The 6,902-nt window shown below is 64.2% G+C and carries 6 protein-coding genes and 2 tRNA genes; 6 read left to right on the top strand and 2 right to left on the bottom strand.

Going from position 1 to position 6,902, the window contains the following annotated elements; genetic code table 11:
- Positions 1-2,378: ATP-dependent helicase HrpB (gene hrpB / locus ACI3KW_RS23030; RefSeq protein WP_404850028.1), on the top strand; the 2,378-nt coding region annotated here is incomplete at its 5' end.
- Positions 2,379-2,643: 265 nt separating this feature from the next.
- On the opposite strand, the gene msrB is transcribed toward hrpB, so the two are convergent.
- Positions 2,644-3,045: a peptide-methionine (R)-S-oxide reductase MsrB gene (gene msrB, locus ACI3KW_RS23025; RefSeq protein WP_404850027.1), complete on the bottom strand. Its 402-nt coding sequence runs from the start codon at positions 3,043-3,045 to the stop codon at positions 2,644-2,646.
- A gap of 106 nt (positions 3,046-3,151) precedes the next feature.
- Here msrB and ACI3KW_RS23020 point away from each other — a divergent pair, with 106 nt between their 5' ends.
- The 4 genes from ACI3KW_RS23020 to ACI3KW_RS23005 all read left to right on the top strand — a co-directional run bounded on the left by ACI3KW_RS23020 (position 3,152) and on the right by ACI3KW_RS23005 (position 5,045).
- Positions 3,152-3,766, top strand: a complete 615-nt coding sequence (locus ACI3KW_RS23020) for a pyridoxamine 5'-phosphate oxidase family protein (protein ID WP_404850026.1) — start codon at positions 3,152-3,154, stop codon at positions 3,764-3,766.
- A gap of 77 nt (positions 3,767-3,843) precedes the next feature.
- Positions 3,844-4,641, top strand: coding sequence for a phosphodiesterase (locus ACI3KW_RS23015; protein ID WP_404850025.1), 798 nt, complete (start codon positions 3,844-3,846; stop codon positions 4,639-4,641).
- 224 nt (positions 4,642-4,865) lie between these two features.
- Positions 4,866-4,940: transfer RNA gene (locus tag ACI3KW_RS23010), tRNA-Val, on the top strand.
- A 30-nt stretch (positions 4,941-4,970) separates the two neighbouring features.
- Positions 4,971-5,045 (top strand) — tRNA-Val (locus tag ACI3KW_RS23005).
- Positions 5,046-5,320: 275 nt separating this feature from the next.
- Here the strand turns inward: ACI3KW_RS23005 and cpdR are convergent.
- Positions 5,321-5,680 (bottom strand): cell cycle two-component system response regulator CpdR, encoded by a 360-nt coding sequence (cpdR, locus tag ACI3KW_RS23000; RefSeq protein ID WP_035103227.1) that lies wholly within the window; start codon positions 5,678-5,680, stop codon positions 5,321-5,323.
- Positions 5,681-5,939: 259 nt separating this feature from the next.
- Between cpdR and ACI3KW_RS22995 the strand changes: the two genes are divergently transcribed.
- Positions 5,940-6,848: an N-formylglutamate amidohydrolase gene (locus ACI3KW_RS22995; RefSeq protein WP_404850024.1), complete on the top strand. Its 909-nt coding sequence runs from the start codon at positions 5,940-5,942 to the stop codon at positions 6,846-6,848.
- Positions 6,849-6,902 lie beyond the last annotated feature (54 nt).

Raw genomic sequence — 6,902 nt, 5'->3', positions numbered from 1 at the left:
ATGCCGTCCTCGTCGCCCCACCCGGCGCCGGCAAAACCACCCGTGTCCCCCTCGCCCTCCTCACCGCCCCCTGGCGCCAGGACAACCGCATCATCGTCCTCGAACCAAGGCGCCTGGCCGCCCGCGCCGCCGCCGGCCAGATGGCGCGCCTCCTCGGCGAAGAGATCGGAGACATGGTTGGCTACCGCGTCCGCATGGACACCCGCATCACCGCCAAAACCCGCGTGGAAATCGTTACCGAAGGCGTCTTCACCCGCATGCTGCTCGACGATCCCGAATTGACCGGCATTGCTGCCGTGCTGTTCGACGAATTCCACGAACGCAGCCTCGATGGCGACCTGGGCCTTGCCCTCACGCTCGACGCCGCAGCGCTCCGCCCCGACCTGCGCGTCCTCGTCATGTCCGCCACCATCGATGGCGGCAAGGTCGCCTCTCTCCTCGACAATGCCCCCGTCATCGAAAGCCTGGGCCGCGCCTTCCCGGTCGAGACGCACTACGCCGAACCCGACCCGCTCCAGCGCCTCGAAGACCAGGTCACCTCAACCATTCTCGCCGCCCTGCGCGAGCACGAAGGCTCCGCCCTCGTCTTCCTCCCTGGCCAGGGCGAAATCACCCGCGTCGCCGAACGCCTCGCCCCCCGCGTCCCCGCCAATATTGATATTGCGCCTCTCTATGGTCAACTCACCCCGGCCGAACAGGACCGCGCCATCCGCCCCGCCGAACCCGGCCGCCGCAAGGTGGTCCTCGCCACCTCCATTGCCGAAACCTCCCTGACCATCGATGGCGTCCGCATCGTCATCGACTCAGGCTTCCGCCGCGTCCCTGCATATGAGCCGGCGACTGGGTTGAGCACTCTGGAAACGCGAAAAGTCTCCCGCGCCGGCGCGGACCAGCGCCGTGGCCGCGCCGGCCGCACCTCTCCCGGCGTCGCCATCCGCCTGTGGAACGAGGGCCAGACCGCCGCGCTCGAACCCTTCGACACCCCCGAAATCCTCGCCGCCGACCTTGCCGGTTTCGCGCTTGATCTCGCCGCCTGGGGCATCACGACACCGAGCGCCCTGCGCTTTCTCGACGTCCCACCCGCCCCAGCCTGGGCCGAAGCCACGTCCCTGCTGCAACGCCTCGACGCCATCGACCAAACAGGCCGCCTCACCGCGGACGGCAAAGCCCTCGCCCGCCTGCCGCTCCATCCGCGCCTCGCCCATATGGTGGTATCAGCCGCCCCCGAAGACGATGCCCAAACCGCCGCCGAACTCGCCGTGCTCATCGGCGAACGAGGCCTGGGCGGTGACAGCACCGATCTCAGCCACCGGCTCGACCGCTTCCGCACCGACCGCTCCCAACGCGCCAGCGATGCCCGCGCCATGGCCCAGCGCTGGGCCAAGCTCGCCGGCGGCAAATCTGGCGGCAATCTCCCCGCCGGCCATCACCTGGCCCGCGCCTTCCCCGACCGCATCGCCCAGGCCGCCGGCCCACGCGGAAAATTCCGCCTCGCCAATGGCCGCCAAGCGAGCCTCGAACAGACCGACGCCCTCGCCGGCGACCCCTTCCTCGTCGTCACCGACCTCACCGGCGCCGCCGCCAATTCCCGCATCCGCGCCGCCGCACCCCTCACCCGTGACGACCTCGAAGCCCTCTTCGCCCACCACATCACCACGGAAACCACCCTCGCCTTCGACGAAGCCTCCTCCGCCGTCCGCGCCCGCCGCATAAAACGCCTCGACGCCCTGCGCCTCGCCGACGACCCTGCTCCAGTCGAAGACCTCGAAGCCGCCGCGCGAATCCTCGCAGAAGCCGCCATCAGGCGCGGCCCCGACAGTCTCCCCTGGTCCAAGGACCACCGCGCCCTGCGCGCCCGCGCCAGCTTCCTCCACAATTCCATCGGCGCTCCTTGGCCCGACCTCTCGGCCGACGCCCTCGTTGCCAATCCCGATTGGCTCGCCCCTCACTTGCTGGGCGAAACCCGCCTCGCCACCATCACTGCCGAACATCTCGGCGCCGCGCTCGACAGCCTCCTGCCCTGGTCCGAACGCCAGCAGATCGACACGCTCCTCCCCAGCCATTTCGCCGCCCCCTCGGGCAGCCACCTCCCCATCGACTATGCCGCCGAAAACGGCCCTGCGCTCGAAATCCGCGTGCAGGAACTCTTCGGCCTCGACCGCCACCCCTCGATCGCAGGCGGCAAAATCCCCCTCCTCCTCGTCCTCCTCTCCCCCGCGCACCGCCCCATCCAAACCACGAGGGACCTCCCCGGCTTCTGGCGCGGCAGCTGGAAAGACGTCGCCAAGGATTTAAAGGGGCGGTATCCCCGCCATTTCTGGCCGGAGGATCCGGTCAACGCAGCAGCAACTGCGAGGGCGAAGCCACGAGGCACGTAGTAAGGACGCGGGGCGCATAAGGCCGAGAGCCCCCTCTTCCCCTCGCCCCTTGAGGGAGAGGGACGGCATTTCTGCGTTCAGCAGAAATGCCAGGGTGAGGGGTTCTGCGCCCGCCCATGCTTGGATGCTTGCAGCAACAACCCCTCATCCGCCCTTCGGGCACCTTCTCCCTCAAGGGGAGAAGGAAGAAAGCACCCACACCCAGATAAACAAAAACCCCAGGGCTCACGCCCCGGGGGTTCTCAACTCTCTCAATATCAGTGGCTCAGGAAGGAGAAAACTCCAGTGCCACCCCATTGATGCAATAGCGCAACCCCGTGGGCGGCGGCCCATCCGGGAACACATGCCCCAAATGGCTACCACACACCGCGCAATGGCACTCTGTCCGCACCATGCCATGGGAGCGGTCCGTCGTCGTCTCCACCGACCCCGGCAGCGGATCGTTAAAGCTGGGCCAGCCCGTACCGCTCTCAAATTTCAGCGTCGATTCGAACAGCGGCGTGTCGCAGCCGGCGCAGGAAAACACCCCTGCCCGCTTTTCATAGAGCAGCGCGCAGCTGCCCGGCCGTTCGGTGCCGTGATTGCGCATCACCTGATATTGCTCGGGCGTCAGCTTGGCGCGCCATTCCGCATCGGTACGGGTCACCTTGAAGGCGTGGGTGTCCATGGCATTCCCCTTTTGTCTGTCTGTCACTGAGCACAGATATAGTATCTTCTTGCCCGCGCCGACACCCATCCGCCCCATCACGGCGGCGTGACCTTTCGAGACAATCATGACCACGATTCGCACGATCGAAGAGCTAGAAGCGCTCTATACCCCTGCTCCCGTTGCCGCCTCCACGGTCAAAGTGGCGCACAAGATGACGCCGCATTATCGCCGTCTAATCGAGGCCAGCCCCTTTGCCGCTCTGGCCACCATCGGCCCCGAGGGCATTGATTGCTCCCCGCGTGGCGACCATCCCGGCTTCGTGCGTATTCACGATGACACCACGCTGATGATGCCCGATCGGCGCGGCAATAACCGCATCGATTCGCTGCGCAATATCGTGCGCGACCCGCGCGTCGCTTTCCTCTTCCTGCTGCCCGGCTCGGGCACCACGTTCCGCGCCAATGGCCGCGCCCATCTCAGCACCGATCCCGATCTGCTCGAGAGCTTTGCGGTGGATGGCAAGCCACCCCGCTCGGTCATCGTCATGGCGATCGACGAGCTTTATTTCCAATGCGCCCGCGCCATTATCCGCTCCGAATTGTGGAACCCCGCCCGCCACATCGATCCCAAAACCCTCCCCAGTGCCGGCGACATCCTCGCCGCCATGACCGACAATCAGGTGGGCGGCCAATCCTATGACCAGGCCTGGCCGGAACGGGCGAAGCAGACCATGTGGTAGGTCGGCAACGAAGACTGTCACGCCCCAGTCATCCTCTCCCGCTACGAGGTCGCCAAACCGACCAAAAGGCAAAAAGAATGACCCTGAAATTCGTGGTGATGAGTGACCTGCACCTGCTGCCCGAAGGCGAGCTCTCGCTGACGCTCGACACCTCTGCGCGCCTTGAACGCGCGGTCGACGAAGTGATCGCCCGCTATGGCGATGCCGATTTCTGCGTGCTGGCCGGCGATCTCGCCGATACCGGCAATCCGGCAGCTTATGAGCGCCTCAAGTCCATCATCGCGCGCCTGCCCATCCCCGTGCATATCACCCTGGGCAATCACGATGACCGCTCCACCTTCCTCGATAGTTTCGGCGCCCATTTTGCCGCCGAGACCGGCAAGGTCGACAAGATCATCGACATCAAGGGCTATCGCGTCATCCTGCTTGATTCGTCCGAACCCGGCCGGGTCGATGGCGTGCTCGAAGCCGCCCAGATCGAATGGCTCACCGCCCGCCTCGCCGAGGCGCAGGACCGTCCGGTCATCGTGATTCTGCATCACAATGCCAATGCCCTGCACATCCACGCCGACACGATCCGCATTCTCGAGCCCGACGCCTTCATCGCCGCCCTCAAGACCCATCCCGATATCCGCCAGGTTATTGCCGGCCATGTGCATCTGACCTCGACCGCCATCTGGCACGGCCTGCCCTTCACCACCCTGGCCGGCGGGCATTATTCGGTCAGCTTCGACGTCGACCGCCCGCAAGCGCCCCTCCACCGCATCGAGGGGCCCGGCCAGATGGCGGTCGTCGTCGGCACACCGGACCGCACCACCGTGCTGTTCGACGATTTCATCAACGGCAATGCGATCATCGACACGGTTTACGAGTGATTATTCTCGCCCGTATCCCTCCCCAACCACCATGTCGTCCCGGCGCAGGCCGGGATGACATGCTGAAGGATACGGGCGCCGTCATGCGTCAACGGACGATGCAAAACCGCCCCCTCCTCACCCTCTTTCCACAAAGCCCAAACTAGCCTCTTGACCCCTGTCGGGGTTTTATGGTCTATCCGCGCCACTGGACAGGCTTTACGGCTTTTCCATCCCGGAGAGATGGGCGTATAGCTCAGCGGGAGAGCACCTCGTTGACATCGAGGGGGTCACAAGTTCGATCCTTGTTACGCCCACCATCTCTCTAAAGACTTTCGCCTGATGGCGATGGGAGTATAGCTCAGCGGGAGAGCATTCGCTTCACACGCGAAGGGTCACAAGTTCAATCCTTGTTACTCCCACCATTTCCCTTCTTTTGATTTTTGCAGCCATCCCTCGCATTGCTGGCGCACACCCCCCTCATCCGCCCTTCGGGCACCTTCTCCCTCAAGGGAAGGAGGAAGGTTCAGTGCTCGATCGAACTCGGAGCCACCCTCGCCCCTTGAGGGAGAGGGGCCGACCTGACGCGTTCAGCGGAAGGTCAGGGTGAGGGGTGCGATCTCCCCGCAAATACCAGTCTAAGCCCAAAAACAAAAATCCCCGCTTTCGCGGGGATTACTCAAATCAACAGTGCTTGGTTTCAGGCCGCCAGCAGCCGCTCAACCTCATTGACCAAATCCTTGAGATGAAACGGCTTGCTCAGCACCGACGCATCCTTGGGCGCGTCGCTATCGGGGTTCAGCGCCACCGCGGCAAACCCGGTGATGAACATCACCTTCAGATCAGGGTCCAGTTCCGTCGCCCGGCGGGCCAGCTCGATCCCGTCCATTTCCGGCATCACGATATCGCTGAGCAGCAGCGCAAATGGCTCCTCGCGCAGGCGTTCATAGGCCGATAGCCCATTGTCGAAGCTCACCACGTCATAGCCCGCGTTCTTGAGCGCGCGCGTCAGGAACTGGCGCATGTCATTGTCATCTTCGGCGAGCAGGATTCGCTTCATCAAATCTCTCCGGCAGTCCGGCTTGGGTGGCATCTGTGGGCAACTGGCTCAAGGTGATATCACCTTTCGGCCGAATCCGCGCTGCCCCATAAAATATGCCACGATGTTTAAGCGAGTTTTGCACATTCGCAACCACAGCACGATTTCAGCTCGCAATTTTGCGACAATCTGGACAATTCCCTGACAAAGCGCCAAACTGGCCGCAAATCATTGCTGCGCCCCGTAACTTTTGCGGGGGCAGACAATTGGGGGAGGCATAGTGCGGTCCGACTATTGGGATCAGCCGGCGTTCGAAACCATCCGTCCCAGGCGGTTGGTTGCGCCACTCGTGTTCAATTCTGCCCATTCTGGCCGCGTCTATCCCGACCGCTTCCTTGCCATGACCCGGCTCGATCACCTCTCCATCCGCCAGTCGGAGGATGCCTGGGTCGATGAATTGTTCGGCCGCGCCCCACATCTCGGCGCCCCCATGCTGCGCGCCCATTTCCCGCGCGCCTATCTCGACGTCAATCGCGAACCCTGGGAGCTCGATCCCACCATGTTCGTCGAGCCCCTGTCGGACCGCTTCAACACCACCTCGCCCCGCGTTGCGGCGGGCTTGGGCACGCTCGCCCGCGTCGTGGCGGAAAACAAACCCATCTATCGCGAGCGCCTGACGCTGGATGACGCGCGCATGCGCATCGAGGGGATTTACCACCCCTATCATGCCGCCCTGCAAAAGCTGCTCAGCGAGGCCATCACCGCCTTTGGCGTGGCCGTGCTGATTGATTGCCATTCCATGCCGCGCATCACCCGCACCGCCGAGCGCGCCGCGCCCGATATCGTGCTGGGTGACCGCTATGGCACCACCTGCGCGCCGGGACTGGTCGATCTGGTCGAAACCATCTTTGCCGGCGCCGGCCTCAAGGTCGCCCGCAACCGCCCCTATGCCGGGGGCTTTGCCACCCGCTCCTATGGCCGCCCGCAACATGGCGTGCATGCCCTGCAGATCGAAATCAGCCGCCACCTCTATATGAACGAGGTGACCCTGGCCAAAAACGAAGATTTCGACGCCACCAGAGCCCTGATCGAACGCCTAATCTTCGCCCTGATCGGCCTCGGATGCGCGCCCGGGTCGAGCACTTCCTATGCTGCATTGACGCGCAGCGAGCCATGGACAAGTTCATAAAGCGCGCTGGGGGCGGTGGCTTTCCATCCCAGTTCGACGATGGCGCGGGTGCCC

Origin of the sequence: Devosia sp. ZW T5_3 (assembly GCF_044987315.1) — a bacterium.
In the GTDB taxonomy this organism is placed as follows: domain Bacteria; phylum Pseudomonadota; class Alphaproteobacteria; order Rhizobiales; family Devosiaceae; genus Devosia.
Note: the sequence above shows the minus strand (reverse complement) of the source record. Positions and strands in the feature narration are given on the sequence as shown.